This is a genomic window from Enterobacter sp. 04-C-12-SI-ECC (genome assembly GCF_047530715.1).
Lineage (GTDB): Bacteria > Pseudomonadota > Gammaproteobacteria > Enterobacterales > Enterobacteriaceae > Enterobacter > Enterobacter bugandensis.
In genome coordinates this window covers 14269-37848 of record NZ_JBLKDI010000011.1, presented here as the reverse complement: position 1 = coordinate 37848, position 23580 = coordinate 14269, and the positions used below count along the sequence as shown (strand labels likewise).

Genomic DNA, 23580 nt, shown 5'->3' with positions numbered 1-23580 from the left:
GGTTTATCCTCGTAAGGTCGCGGTTAACCCTTTCTGGCAGGCGTACTGCTGCGCGAAATCCAGCAGGGTAGGGTTATCCAGCGGTTTGTCAGGGGCAGAGTAAGGTTGGCTGAGCAGGGTGTATTTGTTCATGCCCAGCGTGTGATACGGCAAAAAATGAATATCATCGACGCCGAGTTCGTCGGCGGCGAAGTTGGTAATGGCTGTGATGGACGCTTCATCGGCGTTAAAGCCCTGGATCAGCGGCACGCGGATGGTGATCTTTTTCCCGGCAGCGGCGAGGCGCTTCAGGTTGTCCAGGATCCGTTTGGCCGAACCGTCGGTCCACTGTTTGAACACCGCTCCATCGACGTGCTTAAGGTCGGCAAGGAACAGATCGACGTACGGTAATGACGGCTCGATATAGTGCCACGGCACGTGAAGGCAGGTTTCGACGGCGGTGTGGATACCCTGTTCGTGGCTGGCCTTGAACAGGGCGTGCGCCAGCTCCGGGTTCATAAACGGCTCGCCGCCGGAGAGGGTGATCCCGCCGCCGCTGCGGTCATAAAAAGGTTTGTCGCGCAGCACGGTGGCCATGATCTCGTCCACCTGCTTCTCTTCACCGCAGACGGTAAGCGCCTGCGTTGGACAGCAGTCGGTGAGGGCGTTAAGCGTCTCTTCACTCAGCTTTTCGCGGTGGATGACCAGGCCATTGAGCGCGCGTTCGATACAGCCCGGTGCCGCCAGCTGACACAGGTCGCAGCCTTCCAGACACAGGCGCGCGTCAAACAGCACGTCCCGGCTGCGCGAGCGGCTTTCCGGGTTCTGACACCAGCGACAGCCCAGCGAGCAGCCTTTCAGGAACACCACGGTTCGAATACCGGGGCCGTCGTGGGTGGAATAACGCTGAATATTGAAGATCATATTTTTGCCCTCAAGTTGCATATGAAGATTAAATGACTTTCGAATGAAAGTTATCTTGATTCAGGTCAACTCTTGAGCAGGTTTTATCGTGATAGGGTAAGTGCAGGCTAATTTTTGAGGGTGACATCATGGAACTTTATCTCGACACATCTGACGTTGCGGCAGTCAAAAAGCTGGCGAGTATCTTCCCGCTGGCGGGCGTGACCACCAACCCAAGCATTGTGGCGGCAGGAAAAACGCCGCTAGATGAGCTGCTGCCCGCGCTGCACGACGCGTTGGGCGGTAAGGGCCGTCTGTTTGCGCAGATAATGGCAACCACCGCCGAAGGAATGGTGGAAGACGCGCGCAAGCTGCGCGCTATCATTAACGACCTGGTGGTGAAGGTGCCGGTGACCGCGGAAGGGCTGGCGGCCATTAAGATGCTGAAAGCGGAAGGGATCCCGACGCTGGGCACGGCGGTGTATGGCGCCGCGCAGGGGATGCTGTCCGCCCTGGCCGGAGCAGAGTATGTGGCCCCTTACGTTAACCGCGTGGACGCGCAGGGCGGGGACGGGATTCAGACCGTAATTGAACTGCAGCAGCTGTTGGCGCTGCACGCGCCGCAGTCAAAGGTGCTGGCCGCGAGCTTTAAAACCCCGCGTCAGGCGCTGGACTGCCTGCTGGCAGGGTGCGAGTCCATCACGCTGCCGCTGGACGTCGCGCAGCAGTTTATTACTTCCCCTGCGGTGGATGCGGCGATCGTGAAGTTTGAGCAGGACTGGCAGGGAGCGTTTGGACGGACGTCTATCTGACGGGTGCGGCCTGATGCCCTCACCCCAACCCTCTCCCACAGGGAGAGGGAGCAAACACTAAAACGGCAACCTGAAGGTTGCCGTTTGCTTTAACCTCCGCAAACCTCACACCCCGGATTGCGTATCAGCTTCATCTCGCGGAACTGGCAGGTCATCGCGTCATACATCACGATTTTCCCCGCGGCAGGCGTGCCGTAGTGTGCCAGCACTTTGATCGCTTCCATTGCCTGCAATGAGCCAATCACGCCGACCAACGGCGCCATCACGCCCGCCTCGACGCAGGTCAGCGCATTCTCGCCAAACAGACGGCTCAGGCAGCGGTAGCAGGGTTCACCCTCCGCGTACGTGAAGACGCTGATTTGCCCCTCCATGCGGATTGCCGCGCCGGAGACCAGTGGGGTTTTGTGGGCAAAACAGCCCGCGTTCAGCTGGTTACGGACGGCGACGTTATCGGTGCAGTCGAGCACCAGATCGTGCTGCGCAATCTGCGCGAACAGCGCGTCGTCATCCAGCATCGCGTCAATCAGGGTGAACTGAACGTTGGGGTTGATGCGCGCCAGCGCCGTGCGGGCAGAGCCCACTTTCGGCTGGCCAACCGTCGCGTCGCTGTGCAGCGTCTGGCGCTGCAGGTTGGACACCGAGACGGTATCGAAATCCAACAGCGTCATCCTGCCCACGCCCGCTGCCGCAAGATACTGCGCGGCGGCGCAGCCCAGCCCGCCGAGACCGACGACCAGCACATTGGCTGCCTTAAGCGCTTCCTGGCCCTCGAAGTCAAACCCGCGCAGCACGATCTGGCGGTTGTAGCGCATCATCTCCTGGTCGCTCAGCTCCACCGTCATGTCAGCCTCCGAACAGGTGGTTAAAGCGCTCAACCTCAACCCATTCGCCGGCTTCCACGTTGCCGCGCTCGCGCTCCAGCACGATGAAGCAGTTACCCAGACTGAAGGAGCTGAAAATGTGCGAGCCCTGATGTCCGGTGGTGCTCACTTCGAGCTCACCGTCCGCGCCGCGTGCCAGAATGCCGCGCTGGAAATCGAGACGACCCGGCGATTTTTTCAGCCGCGTAGCGGCACGCACGCGCAGGCGTTCCGGCAGCGGGCTGGCTTTGTTGCCGGAAAGCTTCGCCAGCAGCGGGATCGCCAGCTGGTAGAAGGTGAGTGCCGCAGAGACCGGGTTACCCGGCAGGCCGCAGAACCAGCTGTGCGGAAGCTTGCCAAACGCGAACGGTTTGCCCGGCTTAATCGCCAGCTTCCAGAAGGCGATTTCGCCCAGCTCTTCAAGAAGGGTTTTGGTGTAATCCGCTTCGCCCACGGAGACGCCGCCGGAGCTGATGACCACGTCGGAGGATTTGTCCGCCTCGATAAACGCCGCGCGCAGTTTTTCCGGGTCGTCTGGAATGATGCCGAGGTTAATCACCTCGCAGCCCAACTGCTCCAGCATCAGGTGTACCGCCAGGCGGTTGGTGTCATAAATCTGGCCGTCCTGCAGCGGCTGGCCCGGAAGCTGCAGCTCGTCGCCGGTGGAGAAGACCGCTACGCGCACCTTGCGGACAACGTCAACTTCCGCGATGCCGAGCGACGCCAGCACCGGCAGTTCACCTACCGTCAATTTCTGCCCGGCGGCAAAAACGGTCGCGCCGAGGGTGATGTCTTCGCCCGTGCGGCGGATGTTCTGGCCCGCTTTAACGTTCGCGGTAAAACGCACCCCGTCGTCGGTCTGCTCGGTCTCTTCCTGCATCACCACGGCGTCGCAGCCCTGCGGAACCGGCGCGCCAGTCATGATGCGCACGCAGGTGCCCGCAGGCCATTCGCCGACAAACGGCTGGCCCGCAAAGGCTTTACCCGCCACCGGCAGGGCGTTACCCGTCTGGAGATCCGCCAGGCGTACCGCGTAACCGTCCATCGCGGAGTTATCGAACCCCGGCACGTTCATCGGCGAGACGATATCGCGCGCGGCAATACGACCAAAACAGCGCACAAGCGGCAGCGTCTCAACGTCATGCAGCGGAGAAATACGGTCAAGCATCTGCGAGAGTGCCGTCTCAAGCGGCATCAGTCCGGCGGTAAAATCCATGGTGGGCTCCTGCGGAGTAACAACGAAAGCGCCCATTATGGCAGAAAAGTGCGGCTAACTGTATGACCCGATGGGTGTACGCTTTACATCACTGTTGCGTCTTTCTATATTCAAAAATCATCTGAAGTTTCATCGACGATAATGATATTTATAGAAAAAGCCGCGAATCAGGCTAACGGGTGATGCGAATGGTTAATGCGGTAATCGCAATTCATGGCGGCGCAGGGGCAATCACCCGTGCACAGCTCAGTCCCGAGCAGGAAAAGCGCTACATTGACGCGCTGTACGCCATTGTGGAAACGGGCCAGAAAATGCTGGAAGCGGGCGAGAGCGCGCTGGATGTGGTCACCGAGGCGGTGCGCCTGCTGGAAGAGTGTCCGCTCTTTAATGCCGGAATAGGTTCGGTCTTTACCCGGGATGAAACCCACGAGCTGGACGCCTGCGTGATGGACGGCGTCACCCTGAAGGCGGGCGCCGTGGCGGGCGTGAGCCATCTGCGAAACCCGGTGCTGGCGGCGCGTCTGGTGATGGAGGAGAGCCCGCACGTTCTGCTGGCGGGCGCTGGGGCGGAAAAATTTGCCTTTGAGCACGGAATGGAACCGGTATCGCCGGATCTGTTTTCCACGGAAGAACGCTATCAGCAGCTGCTGGAAGCCCGTACGGCGGGCATAACGCAGCTTGACCATACTGCGCCGCTGGATGAAACCACCAAAATGGGCACGGTCGGCGCGGTGGCGCTCGATAAAGCCGGTAACCTCGCGGCGGCGACGTCAACGGGCGGCATGACCAACAAGCTGCCGGGACGCGTCGGCGACAGCCCGCTGCCCGGCGCGGGCTGCTATGCCAATAACGCCACGGCAGCGGTGTCGTGTACCGGCACCGGGGAAGTGTTTATTCGCGCCCTCGCGGCCTACGACATCACCGCGCTGATGGATTACGGCGGTTTAAGCCTGAGCGAGGCCTGCGAGCGCGTGGTGATGGAAAAATTACCTGCCCTGGGCGGCGTCGGCGGGCTGATTGCGGTCGATCGTGAGGGCAACGTGGCCCTGCCGTTCAACAGCGAAGGCATGTACCGCGCCTGGGGTTATGCCGGTGATGAGCCGAGCACGGGCATCTATCGTGAATAAGGGGGCAGCGCGTGCCGCACACTGAAGAACTGGACAACCGCGAGGTGCTGGCTGTCCATCAGCTGAATATTGCGTTTCAGGAAGAGCGGCAGTTCATCCCCGCAGTACAGAATTTATCGTTCTCGCTCAGGCGCGGCGAGACGCTGGCGATTGTTGGCGAGTCCGGCTCCGGTAAATCGGTCACCGCGCTGGCGCTGATGCGCCTGCTGGAACAGACGGGCGGGCAAATCAGCAGCGAGAAAATGCTCCTGCGCCGCCGTAACCGTCAGGTCATCGATTTAAACGAGCTGAGCGGCGCGCAGATGCAGGGCGTGCGCGGGGCGGATATCGCGATGATATTCCAGGAGCCGATGACCTCCCTGAACCCGGTGTTCCCGGTCGGGGAACAAATTGCCGAGTCCATCCGGCTGCATCAGGGGCTGAGCGGCGATGAGGCGCTTAAAGAGGCCCGACGGATGCTGGAGCTGGTGCGCATTCCGGAGGCGCAGGCCATTCTGGGGCGCTACCCGCATCAGCTTTCCGGCGGCATGCGCCAGCGGGTGATGATTGCCATGGCGCTCTCCTGCCGTCCGGCGGTGCTGATCGCCGATGAACCGACGACGGCGCTGGACGTGACGATTCAGGCGCAGATCCTGCAGCTCATCAAAGTGCTGCAGCAGGAGATGGAGATGGGGGTGATTTTCATCACCCACGATATGGGCGTGGTGGCTGACATCGCCGATCGGGTGCTGGTAATGCACAAGGGCAATGCTGTGGAAACCGGTGCGGTCGAGCAGATTTTCCATGCCCCCGAGCATCCTTACACCAAAGCGCTGCTGGCGGCGGTGCCGCGGCTTGGGGCAATGAACGGCAGCGATTTGCCGCGCCGTTTTCCGCTGATTTCCCTGGAGGCGACAGCGCCGCAGGAGGATGAAGGCGAGCAGGACACCGTGGTGTCGGGCAAACCGATACTCGAAGTGCGCAATCTGGTGACCCGCTTTCCGCTGCGCAGCGGAATTTTCAACCGCCTGAAGCGCGAAGTGCATGCAGTGGAAAACGTCAGTTTCGATCTCTGGCCGGGTGAAACGCTGGCGCTGGTAGGAGAGTCCGGCTGTGGGAAATCCACCACCGGGCGGGCGCTGCTCAGGCTTGTGGAGACCCAGGAGGGGACGATAACCTTTAACGGTGAACGTATCGACACCCTGCCAGATAATAAATTACAGGCGGTACGGCGAGATATTCAGTTTATCTTCCAGGATCCGTATGCCTCTCTCGACCCGCGCCATACGGTAGGGTACTCAATTATGGAGCCGCTGCGGGTGCATAACCTGCTCGACGGCGAGGCGGCGCAGCGTCGCGTGGCCTGGCTGCTGGAGCGCGTTGGCCTGAAGCCGGAACACGCCTGGCGTTATCCGCACGAGTTTTCCGGCGGGCAGCGGCAGCGTATCTGCATCGCCCGCGCGCTGGCGCTGAACCCGAAGGTGGTGATTGCGGATGAGTCCGTCTCGGCGCTGGATGTCTCGATCCGGGCGCAAATTATCAACTTACTGCTGGATTTACAGCGGGATATGGGGATTGCCTTCCTGTTTATCTCGCACGATATGGCGGTGGTAGAGCGTATCAGCCACCGCGTGGCGGTGATGTTTATGGGGCAGATCGTGGAGATTGGCCCGCGAAGGGCGGTGTTTGAGAACCCGCAGCACCCCTACACCCGCAAGCTTATTGCGGCGGTGCCGGTTGCCGATCCCGCGCACCGCCACGGCCAGCGCGTGCTGCTGCAGGATGAGATGCCGAGCAACATTCGTAAACGGGGCGAAGCCGTGGAGCGCGTCACGCTGCGTGAGGTTGGTCCGGGCCACTTCGTGGCTCCGCCGCGCCAGGACAATGCCTTCTCACGTTTATAACTTACAACAGGCAGGAGAACACAATGGTTACATTTGTAGCGCGTAGATGGTTGTTAGCCGCGAGCGTGACGGCAGCCCTGGCCGCTGCCCCCGCGTTCGCCGCCAAAGACGTGGTGGTTGCCGTAGGCTCCAATTTCACCACGCTCGATCCGTACGACGCCAACGACACGCTCTCCCAGGCGGTGGCGAAATCGTTCTATCAGGGGCTTTTTGGTCTCGACAGAGAGATGAAGCTGAAAAATGTGCTGGCGGAGGGGTACACCGTATCCGACGACGGGCTGGTCTATACCATCAAGCTCCGTTCCGGCGTGAAGTTCCAGGACGGGACTGATTTCAATGCGGAGGCGGTAAAGGTCAACCTCGACCGTGCCAGCAATCCTCAAAACAGCCTGAAGCGCTATAACCTGTATAAAAATATCGCCAGCACCGAGGTAGTCGACCCGGCAACGGTAAAAATCACCCTGAAAGAGCCATTCTCCGCGTTTATCAATATTCTGGCGCATCCGGCGACGGCGATGATCTCGCCCGCCGCGCTGAAAAAGTACGGTAAAGAGATCGGCTTCCACCCGGTGGGAACCGGTCCGTACGAGCTGCTCACCTGGAACCAGACCGATTTTGTGAAGGTGAAAAAATTCGCGGGATACTGGCAGCAGGGTCTGCCGAAGCTGGACACCATCACCTGGCGTCCGGTGGTGGATAACAACTCCCGCGCGGCAATGCTGCAAACCGGCGAGGCGCAGTTTGCCTTCCCCATCCCGTATGAGCAGGCCGCCATTCTGCAGAAAAACAGCAAGCTGGAGCTGGTTGCCAGCCCGTCTATCATGCAGCGCTACATCAGCATGAACGTCACGCAGAAGCCCTTTGATAACCCGAAGGTGCGTGAAGCCATCAACTATGCCATTAACCGTCAGGCGCTGGTGAAGGTCGCTTTTGCGGGTTATGCCACCCCGGCCACCGGCGTGCTGCCGCCGTCTATCGCGTATGCGCAAAGCTATCAGCCGTGGCCGTACGATCCGGCTAAAGCGCGCGAGCTGCTGAAAGAGGCGGGTTTCCCGAACGGCTTCAGCACCACGCTGTGGTCGTCGCATAACCACAGTACCGCGCAGAAGGTGCTGCAGTTTACCCAGCAGCAGCTGGCGCAGGTGGGGATTAAGGCGCAGGTCACCGCGATGGATGCCGGGCAGCGTGCGGCAGAAGTGGAGGGGAAAGGGCAGAAAGAGAGCGGCGTGCGGATGTTCTACACCGGCTGGACGGCCTCGACCGGTGAAGCCGACTGGGCGCTGTCGCCGCTGTTCGCCTCGCAGAACTGGCCGCCAACCCTGTTCAACACCGCGTTTTACAGCAATCCGCAGGTGGACAAAGACCTGGCCGATGCCCTGAAAACCACCAAACCGGAAGAGAAAGCCCGCCTCTACAAGGACGCGCAGGACATTATCTGGAAAGAGTCGCCGTGGGTACCGCTGGTGGTGGAGAAACTGGTCTCAGCCCATAACAAAGCGCTGACCGGGTTCTACATCATGCCGGACACCGGCTTTAGCTTTGACGATGCGGATTTAAAATAAACCTCATGCTGAATTATGTTTGTAAACGTCTGCTGGGGCTTATCCCGACGCTGCTGATAGTGGCGGTGCTGGTGTTTTTGTTTGTCCACATGCTGCCGGGCGATCCGGCGCGTCTGGTAGCCGGGCCCGAAGCGGATGCCACCGTCATTGAGCTGGTGCGTAAACAGCTGGGCCTCGACCAGCCGCTGTATATGCAGTTTCTGCACTATATGTGCAACGTTCTGCAGGGCGACTTTGGTATCTCGATGGTGTCGAGGCGTCCGGTGTCGGAGGAGATTGCCAGCCGCTTTATGCCCACGTTCTGGCTAACGATTGCCAGCATGAGTTGGGCGGTGGTGTTCGGACTTGGCCCCGGGATTGTGGCGGCCGTCTGGCGTAACCGTTGGCCGGACAAGCTCGGCATGGCGCTGGCGGTGACCGGCATCTCCTTCCCGGCATTCGCGCTGGGGATGCTGCTGATGCAAATCTTCTCCGTTGAACTGGGCTGGCTGCCGACCGTCGGGGCCGATACCTGGAAGCATTATATTCTGCCCTCCATGACGCTGGGCGCTGCCGTGTCGGCGGTGATGGCCCGCTTTACCCGCGCCTCGTTCGTGGACGTGCTGAGCGAAGATTATATTCGCACCGCGCGGGCGAAAGGAGTCAGCGAGAAGTGGGTCATTCTCAAGCACGGGTTCCGCAATGCGATGATCCCGGTGGTGACGATGATGGGGCTGCAGTTTGGTTTCCTGCTGGGTGGCTCTATCGTCGTGGAAAAGGTCTTCAACTGGCCGGGGCTGGGGCGTCTGCTGGTCGATTCCGTCGAGATGCGCGACTACCCGGTGATTCAGGCAGAAGTCCTGCTTTTCTCGCTGGAGTTTATTCTTATCAACTTAGTGGTGGACGTGCTCTACGCCGCCATTAACCCGGCCATCAGGTATAAGTAAGATGCGATTGTTGAACTGGCGGCGTCAGGCCGTTTTGAACGCGATGCCGGGGCTGAAACCGGAGCATGTCCGCACCCCGTGGTCCGAATTCTGGCGACGTTTTCGCCGTCAGCCGGTCGCAATGGCGGCGGGGCTGTTCGTGCTGGTGCTAATTGCCGTGGCGATCGTTGCGCCGTGGGTAGCGCCGTTTGATGCGGAAAACTACTTTGACTACGACCGCCTGAACGACGGCCCCTCAATGCTGCACTGGTTCGGCGTGGACTCGCTTGGCCGCGATATCTTCAGCCGCGTGCTGGTGGGGGCGCAAATTTCTCTCGCCGCCGGGGTAGTCGCGGTGCTGATCGGCGCGGCTATCGGTACCGTGCTGGGGCTCGTCGCCGGGTATTATGAAGGCTGGTGGGACCGCATCATCATGCGCATCTGCGACGTGCTGTTTGCTTTCCCCGGCATTCTGCTGGCGATTGCCGTGGTGGCGATCATGGGCAGCGGCATGGCCAACGTTATTATCGCGGTGGCGGTCTTTTCGATTCCGGCCTTTGCCCGCCTGGTGCGCGGCAACACGCTGGTGCTGAAGCAGCAGACGTTTATTGAATCCGCCCGCAGCATGGGGGCCAGCGATACCACCATTCTGTTCAGCCATATTCTGCCCGGAACGGTGTCGTCCATCGTGGTCTATTTTACCATGCGTATCGGCGTGTCGATTATCTCGGCGGCCAGCCTGTCGTTTCTGGGGTTAGGGGCACAGCCGCCGACGCCGGAGTGGGGCGCAATGCTGAACGAGGCGAGGGCCGATATGGTGATTGCGCCACACGTGGCGATCTTCCCGAGCCTGGCGATTTTCCTGACCGTGCTGGCGTTTAACCTGCTGGGGGATGGACTGCGCGACGCGCTGGATCCGAGGATAAAGGGGTAGTGCAGTGAAATGTGCCGGGTGGCGGCTACGCCTTACCCGGCCTGTAAAAGATGTGCAGTGAGATTAAACCCGGCTACCCCACAGGTCATACTCATCCGCGTTTTCAACCTTCACGCGAATAATATCACCCGGCTTAACGTTGGTTTCGCCGTTCAGGTACACCGCGCCGTCGATTTCAGGGGCGTCCGCCATGCTGCGGCCAATCGCGCCTTCTTCGTCCACTTCGTCGATGATAACCATGATCTCACGGCCCACTTTTTCCTGCAGACGTTCAGCAGAAATCTGCTGCTGCAGCTGCATGAAGCGGTTCCAGCGCTCTTCCTTAACCTCTTCCGGCACCTGATCCGCCAGCTCGTTGGCGGTTGCGCCTTCCACCGGGCTGTACTTGAAGCAGCCGACACGGTCCAGGCGCGCTTCTTTCAGGAAGTCGAGCAGCATCTGGAAGTCTTCTTCGGTTTCACCCGGGAAGCCGACGATAAAGGTGGAGCGCAGGGTCAGGTCCGGGCAGATCTCACGCCATTGTTTGATGCGCGCCAGCTGGCGGTCAACGGAGCCAGGACGCTTCATCAGCTTCAGGATACGCGGGCTGGCGTGCTGCAGCGGGATGTCCAGGTATGGCAAGATTTTGCCTTCCGCCATCAGCGGGATGACGTCGTCAACGTGCGGGTACGGGTAGACGTAGTGCAGGCGCGTCCAGATACCGAGTTTGGACAGCTGCTCGCACAGGCCCACCATGCTGGTTTTCACCGGCTCGCCGTTGTGGAAACCGGAGCGGTGTTTGACGTCCACGCCATAAGCTGAGGTGTCCTGGGAGATGACCAGCAGCTCCTTCACACCCGCGTCGGCCAGACGTTTCGCTTCCGCCAGCACTTCGCCAATCGGACGGCTCACCAGATCGCCACGCATGGACGGGATGATGCAGAAGGTGCAGCGATGGTTGCAGCCTTCAGAAATTTTCAGGTAGGCGTAGTGACGCGGCGTCAGCTTCACGCCCTGTTCCGGCACCAGGCTCAGGAACGGGTTGTGCTTTGGTTTTGGCACGTAGTGATGAACATGTTCCAGCACCTGCTCGTAGCTGTGCGGGCCGGTGATCTCCAGCACCTTCGGGTGCACTTCGCGGATTTGGTCCACTTTCGCGCCCAGGCAGCCGGTAACAATCACTTTGCCGTTTTCGGTCAGCGCTTCACCGATGGCTTCCAGTGACTCCTGCACCGCGCTGTCGATAAAGCCGCAGGTGTTAACGATCACCATATCGGCGTTGTCGTAGCTTGGCACCACGTCATAGCCCTCGGTGCGCAGTTCGGTCAGGATGCGTTCTGAATCCACCAGGTTTTTCGGGCAGCCCAGGGAGACGAAGCCGATTTTCGGCTGGTGCGTAACATTGCTCATAGGTTAAAAATTCATCAATTATGGAGTTATCAGGGCGGGATTTTACAGCGTATCGCGGGGGATTTATACACTCTTTGCAAGGCGGATGCGCCAGGCCGAGGTTGTAACATTGTAAATAATGTTAATCAGTTAAGAATAATTGATCTCAGGCATTAAACTGTACAAAAAATGACCTTATTCTGAATGTGCAACATGGCTGACAGAGGAGGAATAGCATGTCCGTTGACAGACTGAAACGCGATCTGCTTAACAAGCTGATCAACGCCCGAATCGACCTGGCCGCCTATCTGCAGCTCAGGAAGGCAAAGGGCTATATGTCAGTCAGCGAAAGCGAACATCTGCGTGATAATCTGTTTGAACTGTGTAATTTCATGCGTGAAAAAGCACCGACCCTGAAGGCGGAATACGATGAAAGCGAGCTGATGGCGCTGCGTCGCGCCGCTGAGGTGCTCTCCATTGCAGGGGTATGTTTGATGAACGGACGCCACGACTGCCCGAATTTTATCGCTGTTAACGCGGAGAAGCTTGAAAACTGCCTGACAACGCTCTCTCTTTGCATCATGTGTCTTAACAAGCACGAGACGCTTGCACAGCACTGAGTTCGGGGGGAGACAACTCCCCCCATCTGATTAAGCTTTTGTAAAAGTGGTAACGCGCCCGGAGGTAATGGCTAATCTTTATGCCATATGCCGAAAAAGGAGCGCTTTATGCCTCGATCCTCGTTGATTTTCCTGCCTGCATTGTTTATTCCGTTTTCGCTTCTTGCTGCGCCAGAGGCGGTAAAGGTTGAGGTGCTGCAAAACCGACTCGATCGCCCCTGGTCGATGGCGTTCCTGCCGGGTAATGACGGTTTACTGGTCACTCTTAAGGGCGGGCAGCTCAAGCGCTGGCAGGCCGGGAAAGGACTTTCCGATCCCATTGTCGGCGTGCCGAAGGTGTGGGCGAACGGCCAGGGAGGACTGCTGGACGTGGTGCTGGCGCCTGATTTTGAAAAGTCGCGCCGCGTCTGGCTGAGCTACGCCGAAGCCGGGCGTGACGGCAAGGCCGGAACGGCGGTGGGCTATGGTCGCCTGAGCGACGATCTTTCCCGCATCGAGGGATTCGAGGTAGTGTTCCGCCAGATGCCGAAACTCTCTACCGGTAACCATTTTGGTGGGCGACTGGTGTTCGACGGCAAAGGGTATCTCTTTATTGGACTCGGCGAGAACAACCAGCGCCCGACGGCGCAGGATCTGGACAAGCTGCAGGGTAAGGTGGTGCGCCTCACCGAAGACGGTAAAGTGCCGCCGGATAACCCCTTTGTGAATACCCCCGGTGCGCGACCCGAAATCTGGTCTTACGGCATTCGTAACCCGCAGGGGATGGCGATGAACCCGTGGAGCGACACGCTGTGGCTGAACGAGCACGGCCCGCGCGGCGGGGATGAAATCAACATCCCGGAGAAGGGCAAAAATTACGGCTGGCCGCTGGCAACGCACGGCATTAACTACAGCGGGCTGAAAATCCCGGAAGCCAAAGGCGAGCACGTTGAGGGAGCCGAAAAGCCGCTGTTTGTCTGGAAAGTGTCGCCCGCGGTCAGCGGCATGGCGTTCTATAATAGCGACGTGTTCCCGCAGTGGAAAAACAAGCTGTTTATCGGGGCGCTGAAGGGAAAGGACGTTATCGTTCTGAGCGTGGACGACAATAAGGTGACGGAGGACGGGCGGATCCTGGGCGACCGGGAGCAACGTATTCGCGACGTGCGGGTGGGGCCGGATGGCTATCTGTATGTCCTGACTGACGAAACGGACGGGCAGCTGTTAAAAGTCAGCCCGTCCGGTACGTAATCAGGTGACCGGGATCATCACCACGTTACGGTACGCCGGGCGCTCGCTAAGCTGCTTAAGCCAGCGGTCAAGGTTCGGGCGCGGCGTCCATTTCAGACCGAGGTTGGTCAGGTTCCAGACGAACGGCGCTACGGCAATGTCCCCCACGCCGAACGTATCGCCGGAGAACCAGGCGTGCTTCGCCAGCTCATCGTCCATCATCGCAAACAGGTTTTCGCAGGCATCCTGCGCGGCATGAATGGCGGGGTAGTCGCGCTCGGCCTCAGGGGTTCTCACCAGCCCCATCAGGATCACGCGGTGAACGGGAGAGAGCGTCTGATTTGCCCAGTCCATCCACTTCTCACCCTGCGCGCGCTGCGCCGGGTTTTCAACCCACAGGCGGCCAAGACCGTACTGGGCGGCGAGGTAACGCACAATGGTGTTGGACTCCCAAAGCGTTGCGTCTGTTTCGTCATCGCGCAGCAGCGGCACCAGGCCGTTCGGGTTCATCGCCAGATAGTCGGCCTCTTTGTTCACGCCGAACGACATGCCAGCCATGATTTGGTTAAACGGTAAATCCAGTTCCTCCAGCGTCCAGAGCACTTTCTTAACGTTGGTCGAATTATTCCTGCCCCACAGCGTAATCATATTTACTCCTGATGAGTGTGAATCCGGGTCGGCTTTTTGCCATGGTGAGATAAACCTAACAATTACGCAACAGAAGACAAAAAAATCGTCTGAATCAAAGCGTAAATGAATGTTATTGCATAAACTTTAATAACTTTACCCTCGTTGGGTTTCTTTAACCGTTTTAGTGCGCTATTACTCATCGCTTCTTGCGACACGGTGATGTGACGTAATTTTTGAATGGACACTCGGGTGGCATTTATGACGCGAAAAATGACTTCTCTGCGCAGCCTGGCGGCAGGCTCTGCGCTCCTTTTCCTGTTTGCACCAACACTCTACGCGGCTGAACAGGCTGCGCCCGAAGCGCCGCCTGTGGACGCGCGCGCCTGGATCCTGATGGACTATTCCAGCGGTAAAGTGCTGGCGGAAGGCAATGCGGATGAGAAACTCGATCCGGCAAGCCTGACCAAAATCATGACCAGCTATGTGGTCGGGCAGGCGTTAAAAGCGGGCAAGATCAAGCTGGACGATATGGTCACCATCGGGAAGGATGCCTGGGCGACCGGCAACCCGGCGCTGCGGGGCTCGTCGGTGATGTTCCTGAAGCCAGGCGATCAGGTCTCCGTCTCCGATCTGAACAAAGGGGTAATCATTCAGTCGGGAAATGATGCGTGTATCGCGCTGGCCGACTACGTTGCCGGCAGTCAGGATTCTTTTATTGGTTTGATGAATGGCTATGCGCAAAAGCTCGGCTTAACCAACACCACCTTCAAAACGGTCCACGGCCTGGATGCGCCGGGACAGTTCAGTACCGCGCGCGACATGGCGCTGCTGGGAAAAGCGCTGATCCACGACGTGCCGGATGAATACGCTATCCACAAAGAGAAAGAGTTTACCTTCAACAAAATTCGCCAGCCGAACCGCAACCGCCTGCTGTGGAGCAGCAACGTTAACGTGGACGGAATGAAGACCGGCACCACGGCTGGCGCGGGCTACAACCTGGTGGCCTCCGCGACGCAGGGCGACATGCGCCTGATCTCGGTGGTGCTGGGCACCAAAACCGACCGCATCCGCTTTAACGAGTCAGAAAAACTGCTGACCTGGGGCTTCCGCTTCTATGAAACCGTGACGCCGATTAAACCGGATGCCACGTTCGTCAGCCAGCGCGTCTGGTTTGGTGACAAGAGCGAGGTGAATCTGGGGGCGGGTGAGGCCGGTTCCGTGACCATTCCACGCGGTCAGCTGAAAAACCTGAAAGCAAGCTATACCCTGACTGACCCGCAGCTCACCGCGCCGCTGAAAAAAGGCCAGGTGGTCGGGACGATTGATTTCCAGCTAAACGGCAAGTCGATTGAACAGCGTCCGCTGATTGTGATGGAAGCGGTGGAAGAGGGCGGCTTCTTCAGCCGGATGTGGGATTTCGTGTTGATGAAATTCCATAGCTGGTTTGGCAGCTGGTTTAGTTAAGTTTTATGCCGGGTGGCGCTGCGCTTACCCGGCATAACCTCAATACATCAACTTCACCTGCTGTGCCTTTGCATGGGCCACAATCTCGTCATCGGGGCGGCAATCGCTGACGATGGCGTCAAACTGCGCCAGCTCGCCCATTCTTGCCGAACGCACCTTGCCAAACTTGCTGTGATCGACCACCAGCACATGATACTGCGCGGCATTTAACGCCCAGTTCTTCACCGGCAGCTCCTCCAGATTAAAGCAGGTTGCACCCTGGCGCACGTTCACGCCTGCGGCAGAATAAAACGCGATGTCCGGGCATAAATTGCTAAGCGTGTCCTGCAGGTTAAGCGGCTTAAAGATGGCGTTGCTGGCGTGAAACTCGCCGCCGCAGAGGATCACCCGGCACTCGGGTTTCTCCTGAAGCGCCAGAAAGGTGTTCAGGGAGTAGCACACGGCGGTAAAGGGAATGCTGCTGTCGATGGCTTCGATAATCCACGGCGTGGTGGTGCCGCAGTCAAAAAACAGCGTCTGGTGCGGCTGAACCAGCGTAGCCGCAAGGCGCGCGGCTTTGCGCTTCTCTTCAACCAGACGCGTCTTCTGGTCGCTGATCAGATAATGGCTGGCGCTGCGCGGCTCAAGGACGATGTACCCGCCCAGCAGTACCACGGGGGCGCTGTCGCTGTTCAGATCGCGACGAATGGTCATCTCTGAGACGCCGAGGAGGTTGGCGGCTTCCTTCAGATGCAGCTTATCGCTGCGCTTCAGCGCCTGCAGCAGCTGAGCAATGCGGTCATCGCGACGTGTTTCCATAGTTCCTCGGGATAAAAAAGTGAACCCCCGCAGGGCGGGGGTTCAAGTGTAACCTGTCAGGTTGGGGTTAGTCACGTATCCAGCCTTTGCGGATCGGGATAGCGAAAATGGCGCGATAGAGGGTGGAGAGACCACGATAGAGTGCCTCACCGATGAGGCTCCACAGGATAGCCGCGCTCACGCAGCCAATCAGCCCCACCAGGAAACCACCCACCATATCCAGCGGCCAGTGGACGCCAAGATAGACGCGCGACCAGGCGATAGCCACAGCGACCACCATCAGCACCGCACCCGACCACAGGCGATGCCAGAACAGGAAAGCCAGCGCGAAGGTGAAGATAACCGTACCGTGATCGCTCGGGAAAGAGTCATCCGGCGCGTGGTGCAGGAAGGTGTAGCCAATGCGATCGACAAAAGGACGATCGTGTGGGAACGCGTGGCCGAGAAGATAGCTGACCAGCACGCTTACCCCGAGCGCCATCGCGACTTTGATCACCAGCTGGCGCTGAGCCTTAACCTGGCTGCGCGGCCCCCACAGCCAGAGAATGGCAGCCAGCGCAGGCACGATGCTGATAAGGTCTTTCGCCAGAAAGGTGGCAAAATCAATCATCCACTCTGGCGAGGCCGGGGTGGCGTTGATCAGATAAAACAGCTGATAATTCAGATTCTCTAGCATAGCGTAATCACTCTTTTGCAAACCGGGTGGAAACCAGCCCGTAGACCGCCACCTGGGAAAACCAGACCCACCACCCGGCCCACAGGTTGTGAGAGAAAAAATGTGCCCCGCGCATCAACTGGCCGAAGCCCATCGCCAGACCCAGAACCGCGCCAAGGACCACAAAGCTCCAGGCGAGACGCGGACGCTCGCGCCAGAAGGCAAAAAACAGCCCCATCACCATAAAGCCGCTGGAAGAATGGCCTCCCGGGAAGCAGCGGCCCGGGCCGCTGTCTGCCGGAACGGCGCTGAACAGGGGGTAAGACACGGCCTTACCGCCATATTCCACCAGATCCCACGGGCAGCTGTGGTGGCTGATGCTTTTCAGCACGCCAACCACCAGCGCGCCAAGCCCCATCAGCAGCGCGGCTGTGACAAGCCTTGCGTTACGTTTGTAAGCGCCGTAAAGCAGCGCCACGGCGCCTAAGGCAATCGCAATGTACTTCGCCAGACGGTGGTTCAGCAGATCCAGCAGGTGGTCTTTCTGCAGCGGGAAAGTCTGTGTCGCCGCGTCATACCAAAAACCGGTGATCCATCTGTCGAGCGCTTCATCGCGCGAGAGCCACGTAAACACCACGGCAAGCGCTATTAGCACCAAAAGCTGATAACCATAAAAGCGGGACGGTAAGCGGTAAAGCTGTTTTGTCTTATTAGTCTGTAAGTTAGACAATTCTGAACGGCTGGAAGTGAGTGCCATAATTAGGGATCAGTGACGAGTAATCGCGCTATCATAAATCTGTCAACTTAAGGAAACCTTAAACGAAGACGATATGTGCTTTATTTCTGTTTCTCCTCGATAAATCACTATCTCGGATTACGGCATTTCATTACACTCGTCGCGATTTTGTCATTATAAAGAGATTGCATGTTAAACCGTTCTTCTTCTGGTTCACGTCTGGGTCGTCAGGCGTTGCTTTTCCCTCTGTGTCTGGTGCTCTACGAATTCTCTACCTATATCGGCAACGATATGATCCAGCCCGGTATGCTGGCCGTTGTGGAGCAGTACAACGCGGGAATCGAGTGGGTGCCGACCTCCATGACCGCCTATCTGGCTGGCGGCATGTTTTTGCAGTGGCTGTTAGGCCCGCTGTCGGATCGTATTGGCCGCCGTCCGGTGATGCTGACGGGCGTGGTGTGGTTTATCGTTACCTGCCTCGCCACGCTGCTGGCGCAAAACATTGAACAATTTACCCTGCTGCGTTTCCTGCAGGGAGTGAGCCTGTGCTTTATCGGCGCCGTGGGCTATGCCGCCATCCAGGAGTCGTTTGAGGAGGCGGTGTGTATCAAAATTACCGCGCTGATGGCGAACGTGGCGCTGATCGCCCCCTTACTCGGGCCGCTGGTGGGGGCCGCGTGGGTGCACGTTGCGCCGTGGGAAGGGATGTTTGTGCTCTTTGCTGTTCTCGCCGCCATCGCGTTCTTCGGCCTGCACCGCGCGATGCCGGAAACGGCTACCCGTCTGGGCGAAAAACTCTCGCTGAAAGAGCTGGGCCGGGATTACAAAGAAGTGCTGAAGAATGGCCGCTTTGTGGCGGGCGCGCTGGCGACCGGGTTCGTTAGCCTGCCGCTGCTGGCGTGGATCGCGCAGTCACCGGTTATTATCATCAGCGGCGAAAAGCTCAGCAGCTACGAGTATGGCCTGCTGCAGGTGCCGATCTTCGGCGCGCTGATTATCGGTAACCTGGTGCTGGCGCGCCTGACGTCACGCCGCACCGTGCGTTCACTGATTATCATGGGCGGCTGGCCGATTGCGGCAGGGCTGATTCTGGCTGCGGTAGCGACCGTCGCGTCATCCCACGCCTACCTGTGGATGACGGTGGGGCTGAGCATTTATGCCTTCGGAATTGGCGTGGCGAACGCTGGTCTGGTGCGCCTGACCCTGTTTGCGAGCGAGATGAGTAAAGGTACGGTCTCTGCGGCGATGGGCATGCTGCAGATGCTGATTTTTACCGTCGGTATCGAGGTAAGCAAGCACGCTTACGCGCTGGGCGGCAACGGGTTGTTCAGCCTGTTTAACCTCGCCAACGGCGTGCTGTGGGTTGGCCTGATGGTGGTGTTCCTGAAGGACAAACGCGTCGGAAACGCCCTGCAACCATAATCTTTTTTCCCTCTCCCCATTGGGGAGAGGGCCTGGGTGAGGGGCGAGGCCGCCAGACCGCACGCGGTCAATTAAACGGTGCCTCCCCGTTCAACACCTTCTCAATCACGTTTAAAACGCCTTCCTCGTTATTATGCGGTGCTTCAAAGCGCGCCTCCGCTTTAATATGCGGTTTGGCATTTGCCATCGCAAAGCTGAACCCGGACTGACGCAGCATCTCCACGTCGTTGCCGCTGTCACCAAAGGCCACCACTTCGCTGTCCTCGATGCCCCAGCGCGTTTGCAGGCTCCGCAGGCCGTTGGCTTTATGCACGCCGGGGATAATCAGGTCAATGCTGCCGTGACCGGTGGTGACGGGCACCATAATGTCACTTAGCTTTTCATGCAGCAGCGCCTGAATGCGCGGAATTTCGTCATCGGAAACGTTGAGCCCGAACTTGAAGAAGATGTCGTTCAGGCTGTTGAAATCCTGCACCCTTTCGAGGCGGTGATAATATTTTGACGCGATATCAATGAAGGCATCGTCATAGGCCTTAAGCGTGTAGGCGCTGCCTTTCCCGCAGGCGATAATCTCAATGCCGGGGACGTCGTTTAAGACGGTGGCCACGGTGCTGAAATGCGCTTTTGTCAGCTCGCCGTTGAACACATCTTCCCCGGCATCGACCACCCAGCCGCCGTTTTCGGCGACAAAGGCAATTTCATGCGCGATCTCCGGGAAGAAGGAGATCAGCTGGTAATACTGGTTGCCGCTGGCGACCACAAAGCGAATGCCTTGCTCCTTCATGCGCGCATACTGCGCCAGAAAGCGCGGGCAGTTATAGGTTTTGGCATCACTCAGGAATGTGCCATCCATGTCGACGGCGATCAGTTTAACGCTCATATCCCTTCTCCATTGACGTTTGTTCCGTTTCCGGCTTTGCCACCGCGCGCGCCACCAGCGCCGCGATAATCACCAACCCTAACACCACCAGCATGGCGCTGCGCAGCCCGTAGTGCTCACCGAGGAAACCGAGCAGCGGCGGCCCGACCAGGAAGGCGAGGTAGCCCGTGGTCGCCACCACGCTGACGCGGGTCGGGGCATCCGGGCCGGTGTCGCTGGCGGCAGAAATAGTCAGCGGGAAGCCGAGCGACGCGCCCAGACCCCAGAGGATCACCGAGACCCCGGCAATCCAGTCTACGTCCACAAAGACGATCATCGCGATACCCAGGCCGCCGAGCAGGGCGCTGGCGCGCACTACCGCCACGCGGCTGTAGCGGTCGATAAACCAGCCGCCGGTGAAGCGCCCGACGGTCATCCCCAGCGTAAACCCGGCGTAAATCAGCGAGCCGGAGGTCGGACTAAAGCCGTGGCCGTCCACCATCAGCAGCGGCAGCCAGTCGTTGGCGGAGCCTTCTGCGAACGCCATCGCCAGCACCACCACGCCAATCAGCATCAGCTGGAAATCGCGGTAGAAGGGCAGCCCTTTTTCCGTCGACTGCTGTTCTTCAGCGGAATTCTTGCCGGTACCGTTCGGGATCGCCCGAATGCCGGTCAGGATCGGAATGATGCATACCAGCGCCGCCAGCAGGATATGCAGATTCGCGCTCATGCCAAAGGCCGTCAGCGCCATCCCGACGCCCGCACCGGCGAGCGTGCCGAGGCTGTAAAAGCCGTGCATCATGGGCAGCACGGTTTTGTTCATCTCGCGCTCGACCGCCGCCCCTTCAACGTTAATCGCAACCTCTGCCGAGCCGAAGCTGCCGCCAAATACCGTCAGCCCCAGGGCAAACAGCACCGGCGAAGCAAACCACAGCGCGACGCTTAGCACGATCATCCCAATTACCGCGAAGCACATGGTGGTGCGGATCACCGCCCGCGTGCCAAAGCGCTTTACCAGCCACGCGGAGCAGAGAATGCCGCTCATGGAGCCTATCGACAGGCCGAACAGCACGATGCCCATCTCCGCGGTGGAGACGGACAAGATATCGCGAATGGCGGGCGTACGTGTGGCCCAGGAGGCCATCAGCAGACCGGGAATAAAGAAGAACATAAACAATGCCCACATGCGTAGTCGCAGGGCGTTGCGGGGAGAGGTCAGCGTCATTGGGGTAGCACCAGAAGTACAACAGTAGCGACAACACTAGCAAGTTTGTGTACATTTGTACACAAACCAGGTGAGGGATTTATGAGCAGACCACCCAACGATCCGCATCGACGTGAAAAAATTCTCCAGGCGACGCTGGACACCATTGCCGAACACGGGATTCACGCCGTCACGCACCGTAAAATCGCCACCTGCGCGGGCGTGCCGCTGGGGTCGATGACCTACTATTTCGACGGCATGGAGCCGCTGCTGGAGGAGGCCTTCACGTGGTTTACCCGGCAGATGTCACAGCAGTACCGGGATTTCTTCGCGGGCGTCACCGGGCCGGAGATGGCGTGTGAATCCATCACCACCCTGATCCACAGCTCGCAGGTGACCACGCCGCACAACATGGCGCTGATGTATCAGCTTTACGCCTTTATGCACCGCAGCGCGGCGCTCAAAACGGTGATGCAGGACTGGATGAAGATGAGCCAGACCACGCTGGAGCAGTGGTTCGACCCGGTCACCACCCGCGCGCTGGATGCCTTCATCGAAGGGATGACGCTGCACTATGTGACTGACCGAGAGCCATTAAGCCGGGAGGAAATTCGGGCGATGGTGGGGAGAATTGCGGGCGAGGGGAACCCTTAGGCATTACTCGCCCTGCCTGTTTTACCTGTGTTCGATTTTTCTCCCGCTGGCGTCCACGACGGCTTCGCCATCCTCTTTGGTAAACGCGCCTTTCTGCGCGTCCGGCAGAATGTCGAGGACAACTTCAGACGGGCGGCACAGGCAGGTGCCCAGCGGCGTGACCACAATCGGACGGTTAATCAGGATCGGGTATTGCAGCATGAAGTCGATAAGCTGGTTGTCGCTGAAGATATCTTCGGCCAGGCCGAGCTGTTCATAGGGCTCCACGTTTTTGCGCAGCAGATCCCGCACCGAAATCCCCATATCGGCAATCAGGGTGGTCAGCGTATCGCGCGACGGCGGGGTTTCCAGATAGAGGATAATCTCCGGCTCCGTGCCGCTGTTGCGGATTATCTCCAGCGTATTGCGCGAGGTGCCGCAGGCTGGGTTGTGGTAAATGGTGATGTGGCTCATATCAGTGGCTCATTACAGTGTGAAGGAGAGACGTAGCGCCAGCGCGGCGAGCGTCACAAACAGGACCGGCAGCGTCATGATGATGCCCGTCCGGAAATAGTAGCCCCAGGTAATCGTCATGTTTTTCTGCGCCAGCACATGGAGCCAGAGCAGGGTGGCGAGGCTACCGATAGGCGTGATTTTCGGCCCCAGATCGCAGCCAATCACGTTGGCGTAAATCATCGCGTCCTTGAGCAATCCCGTCGCCATGCTGCCCTCAATGGAGAGCGCGCCAATCAGCACCGTGGGCATATTGTTCATTATGGATGACAGGAACGCGGTGATGAACCCGGTTCCCAGCGTGGTGGCCCACAGTCCGTGTCCGGCCAGGCTATTCAGCACGCCAGTGAGATAATCCGTCAGCCCGGCATTGCGCAGGCCATACACCACCAGATACATCCCTAGCGAGAAGATAACAATTTGCCAGGGTGCGCCGCGCAGCACTTTTCCGGTGTTTATTGCATGTCCCCGTTTTGCGACAGCGAATAAAATCAGCGCGCCGACGGTGGCGATGGCGCTGACCGGAATGCCGAGAGGTTCAAGCACAAAGAAGCCGACGAGCAGAAGCAGCAGCACGATCCAGCCCGTTCTGAACGTCGGGAGATCGTGGATGGCCCGCGCGGGCTCCTGAAGTTTCGCCAGGTCATATTCCGGGGGAATTTCCTTGCGGAAGAAAAGATGCAGCATCACCAGCGTTGCGACAATCGCGGCGATATCAACGGGGATCATCATCGAGGCGTATTCGCTGAACCCCAGCTTAAAGAAGTCTGCCGACACGATGTTGACCAGGTTGGAGACAATCAGCGGCAGGCTGGCGGTATCGGCGATAAAACCTGCCGCCATCACAAACGCCAGCGTGGCCTGCTTGCTGAACCCCAGCGCCAGCAGCATGGCGATGACGATAGGCGTCAGGATCAGCGCCGCGCCGTCATTGGCAAACAGCGCCGCCACGGCCGCACCCAGCAGCACGATATAAGTAAACAGCAATCGCCCGCGACCGTTTCCCCAGCGGGCAACGTGCAGCGCCGCCCATTCGAAAAAGCCGGACTCATCCAGCAGCAGGCTGATAATGATGACGGCGATAAACGTCGCCGTGGCGTTCCAGACGATATTCCAGACCACAGGTATATCGTTAATGTGAATTACCCCGCTGGCCAGCGCCAGCACGGCGCCAATGGTCGCGCTCCAGCCGATACTGAGCCCTTTGGGCTGCCAGATGACCAGTACCAGCGTAAATAGAAAAATTGCCCCTGCCAGAAACATCGCTTACTCCATTATATCTGTTTTTGTG

General features: G+C 58.9%; 23 protein-coding genes. 11 read left to right on the top strand and 12 right to left on the bottom strand.

Translation table 11 applies throughout. The features are described from left to right. Positions 1 to 3 precede the first annotated feature (3 nt). Positions 4 to 903 (bottom strand): glycyl-radical enzyme activating protein, encoded by a 900-nt coding sequence (locus ACMWL8_RS15060; protein ID WP_045259980.1) that lies wholly within the window; start codon positions 901 to 903, stop codon positions 4 to 6. Between the two features lie 128 nt (positions 904 to 1031). Here ACMWL8_RS15060 and fsa point away from each other — a divergent pair, with 128 nt between their 5' ends. Continuing rightward, a complete protein-coding gene (gene fsa, locus ACMWL8_RS15055; protein ID WP_045259981.1) occupies positions 1032 to 1694 on the top strand; it encodes a fructose-6-phosphate aldolase in 663 nt (220 codons plus the stop codon). An 89-nt stretch (positions 1695 to 1783) separates the two neighbouring features. On the opposite strand, the gene moeB is transcribed toward fsa, so the two are convergent. Together moeB and moeA are read right to left on the bottom strand one after the other, a co-directional pair. After that, positions 1784 to 2536, bottom strand: a complete 753-nt coding sequence (gene moeB, locus ACMWL8_RS15050) for a molybdopterin-synthase adenylyltransferase MoeB (RefSeq protein ID WP_045259982.1) — start codon at positions 2534 to 2536, stop codon at positions 1784 to 1786. Between the two features lies 1 nt (position 2537). Next, complete coding sequence (moeA, locus tag ACMWL8_RS15045) at positions 2538 to 3770, bottom strand: molybdopterin molybdotransferase MoeA (RefSeq protein ID WP_045259983.1); 1233 nt, start codon at positions 3768 to 3770, stop codon at positions 2538 to 2540. 188 nt (positions 3771 to 3958) lie between these two features. On the opposite strand from moeA, the gene iaaA reads away from it, so the two are divergent. From iaaA to gsiD, 5 genes are read left to right on the top strand one after another with little or no spacing between them, the layout of a single operon-like run. Next, a complete protein-coding gene (gene iaaA / locus ACMWL8_RS15040; RefSeq protein ID WP_045260003.1) occupies positions 3959 to 4897 on the top strand; it encodes a beta-aspartyl-peptidase in 939 nt (312 codons plus the stop codon). Positions 4898 to 4908: 11 nt separating this feature from the next. After that, a complete protein-coding gene (gene gsiA / locus ACMWL8_RS15035) occupies positions 4909 to 6780 on the top strand; it encodes a glutathione ABC transporter ATP-binding protein GsiA (RefSeq protein WP_045259984.1) in 1872 nt (623 codons plus the stop codon). A gap of 23 nt (positions 6781 to 6803) precedes the next feature. Then, positions 6804 to 8342 carry a glutathione ABC transporter substrate-binding protein GsiB gene (gene gsiB / locus ACMWL8_RS15030; RefSeq protein WP_028012478.1) on the top strand — a complete coding sequence of 513 codons (1539 nt, stop codon included), beginning with the start codon at positions 6804 to 6806 and terminating at the stop codon, positions 8340 to 8342. Between the two features lie 5 nt (positions 8343 to 8347). Then, positions 8348 to 9268 (top strand): glutathione ABC transporter permease GsiC, encoded by a 921-nt coding sequence (gene gsiC, locus ACMWL8_RS15025; RefSeq protein ID WP_045259985.1) that lies wholly within the window; start codon positions 8348 to 8350, stop codon positions 9266 to 9268. A 1-nt stretch (position 9269) separates the two neighbouring features. Next, positions 9270 to 10181: a glutathione ABC transporter permease GsiD gene (gene gsiD, locus ACMWL8_RS15020; protein WP_028012480.1), complete on the top strand. Its 912-nt coding sequence runs from the start codon at positions 9270 to 9272 to the stop codon at positions 10179 to 10181. Positions 10182 to 10244: 63 nt separating this feature from the next. Here the strand turns inward: gsiD and rimO are convergent, their stop codons facing one another. Then, a complete protein-coding gene (gene rimO / locus ACMWL8_RS15015) occupies positions 10245 to 11570 on the bottom strand; it encodes a 30S ribosomal protein S12 methylthiotransferase RimO (RefSeq protein WP_045259986.1) in 1326 nt (441 codons plus the stop codon). 215 nt (positions 11571 to 11785) lie between these two features. Here rimO and bssR point away from each other — a divergent pair, with 215 nt between their 5' ends. Together bssR and ACMWL8_RS15005 are read left to right on the top strand one after the other, a co-directional pair. Continuing rightward, positions 11786 to 12169: a biofilm formation regulator BssR gene (gene bssR, locus ACMWL8_RS15010; protein ID WP_045259987.1), complete on the top strand. Its 384-nt coding sequence runs from the start codon at positions 11786 to 11788 to the stop codon at positions 12167 to 12169. Positions 12170 to 12277: 108 nt separating this feature from the next. Continuing rightward, a complete protein-coding gene (locus tag ACMWL8_RS15005; protein ID WP_045259988.1) occupies positions 12278 to 13396 on the top strand; it encodes a PQQ-dependent sugar dehydrogenase in 1119 nt (372 codons plus the stop codon). Here ACMWL8_RS15005 and ACMWL8_RS15000 read toward each other — a convergent pair whose 3' ends face one another. Then, positions 13397 to 14023, bottom strand: coding sequence for a glutathione S-transferase family protein (locus tag ACMWL8_RS15000; protein WP_045259989.1), 627 nt, complete (start codon positions 14021 to 14023; stop codon positions 13397 to 13399). Between the two features lie 240 nt (positions 14024 to 14263). On the opposite strand from ACMWL8_RS15000, the gene dacC reads away from it, so the two are divergent. Further along, positions 14264 to 15469, top strand: coding sequence for a serine-type D-Ala-D-Ala carboxypeptidase (gene dacC, locus ACMWL8_RS14995; protein WP_045260004.1), 1206 nt, complete (start codon positions 14264 to 14266; stop codon positions 15467 to 15469). A 39-nt stretch (positions 15470 to 15508) separates the two neighbouring features. Here dacC and deoR read toward each other — a convergent pair whose 3' ends face one another. From deoR to ACMWL8_RS14980, 3 genes are all read right to left on the bottom strand, one after another. Continuing rightward, positions 15509 to 16267: a DNA-binding transcriptional repressor DeoR gene (gene deoR / locus ACMWL8_RS14990; protein WP_041910685.1), complete on the bottom strand. Its 759-nt coding sequence runs from the start codon at positions 16265 to 16267 to the stop codon at positions 15509 to 15511. A 67-nt stretch (positions 16268 to 16334) separates the two neighbouring features. Continuing rightward, positions 16335 to 16943 carry an undecaprenyl-diphosphate phosphatase gene (gene ybjG, locus ACMWL8_RS14985; RefSeq protein WP_045259990.1) on the bottom strand — a complete coding sequence of 203 codons (609 nt, stop codon included), beginning with the start codon at positions 16941 to 16943 and terminating at the stop codon, positions 16335 to 16337. A gap of 7 nt (positions 16944 to 16950) precedes the next feature. Continuing rightward, complete coding sequence (locus tag ACMWL8_RS14980; RefSeq protein WP_045259991.1) at positions 16951 to 17679, bottom strand: phosphatase PAP2 family protein; 729 nt, start codon at positions 17677 to 17679, stop codon at positions 16951 to 16953. Positions 17680 to 17847: 168 nt separating this feature from the next. Between ACMWL8_RS14980 and ACMWL8_RS14975 the strand changes: the two genes are divergently transcribed. Then, entirely contained in the window at positions 17848 to 19080 is a 1233-nt protein-coding gene (locus ACMWL8_RS14975; protein WP_045259992.1) for an MFS transporter, read from the top strand. Positions 19081 to 19147: 67 nt separating this feature from the next. Here the strand turns inward: ACMWL8_RS14975 and ACMWL8_RS14970 are convergent, their stop codons facing one another. Together ACMWL8_RS14970 and ACMWL8_RS14965 are read right to left on the bottom strand one after the other, a co-directional pair. Next, positions 19148 to 19960: a Cof-type HAD-IIB family hydrolase gene (locus tag ACMWL8_RS14970; protein WP_045259993.1), complete on the bottom strand. Its 813-nt coding sequence runs from the start codon at positions 19958 to 19960 to the stop codon at positions 19148 to 19150. Beyond that, on the bottom strand, positions 19950 to 21164 hold the full coding sequence (locus ACMWL8_RS14965; RefSeq protein WP_045259994.1) for an MFS transporter: 1215 nt from the start codon (positions 21162 to 21164) through the stop codon (positions 19950 to 19952). The genes ACMWL8_RS14970 and ACMWL8_RS14965 overlap by 11 nt, the downstream gene beginning before the upstream one ends. Before the next feature lie 81 nt (positions 21165 to 21245). On the opposite strand from ACMWL8_RS14965, the gene ACMWL8_RS14960 reads away from it, so the two are divergent. Beyond that, complete coding sequence (locus tag ACMWL8_RS14960; RefSeq protein ID WP_028012492.1) at positions 21246 to 21797, top strand: TetR/AcrR family transcriptional regulator; 552 nt, start codon at positions 21246 to 21248, stop codon at positions 21795 to 21797. Between the two features lie 21 nt (positions 21798 to 21818). Here the strand turns inward: ACMWL8_RS14960 and arsC are convergent, their stop codons facing one another. Both arsC and ACMWL8_RS14950 read right to left on the bottom strand, forming a co-directional pair. Next, the gene (arsC, locus tag ACMWL8_RS14955; RefSeq protein ID WP_045259995.1) at positions 21819 to 22250 is read right to left on the bottom strand and encodes a glutaredoxin-dependent arsenate reductase; all 432 of its coding nucleotides are present in this window, start codon (positions 22248 to 22250) and stop codon (positions 21819 to 21821) included. Positions 22251 to 22262: 12 nt separating this feature from the next. Beyond that, complete coding sequence (locus ACMWL8_RS14950; RefSeq protein ID WP_045259996.1) at positions 22263 to 23552, bottom strand: arsenic transporter; 1290 nt, start codon at positions 23550 to 23552, stop codon at positions 22263 to 22265. Positions 23553 to 23580: the final 28 nt, after the last annotated feature.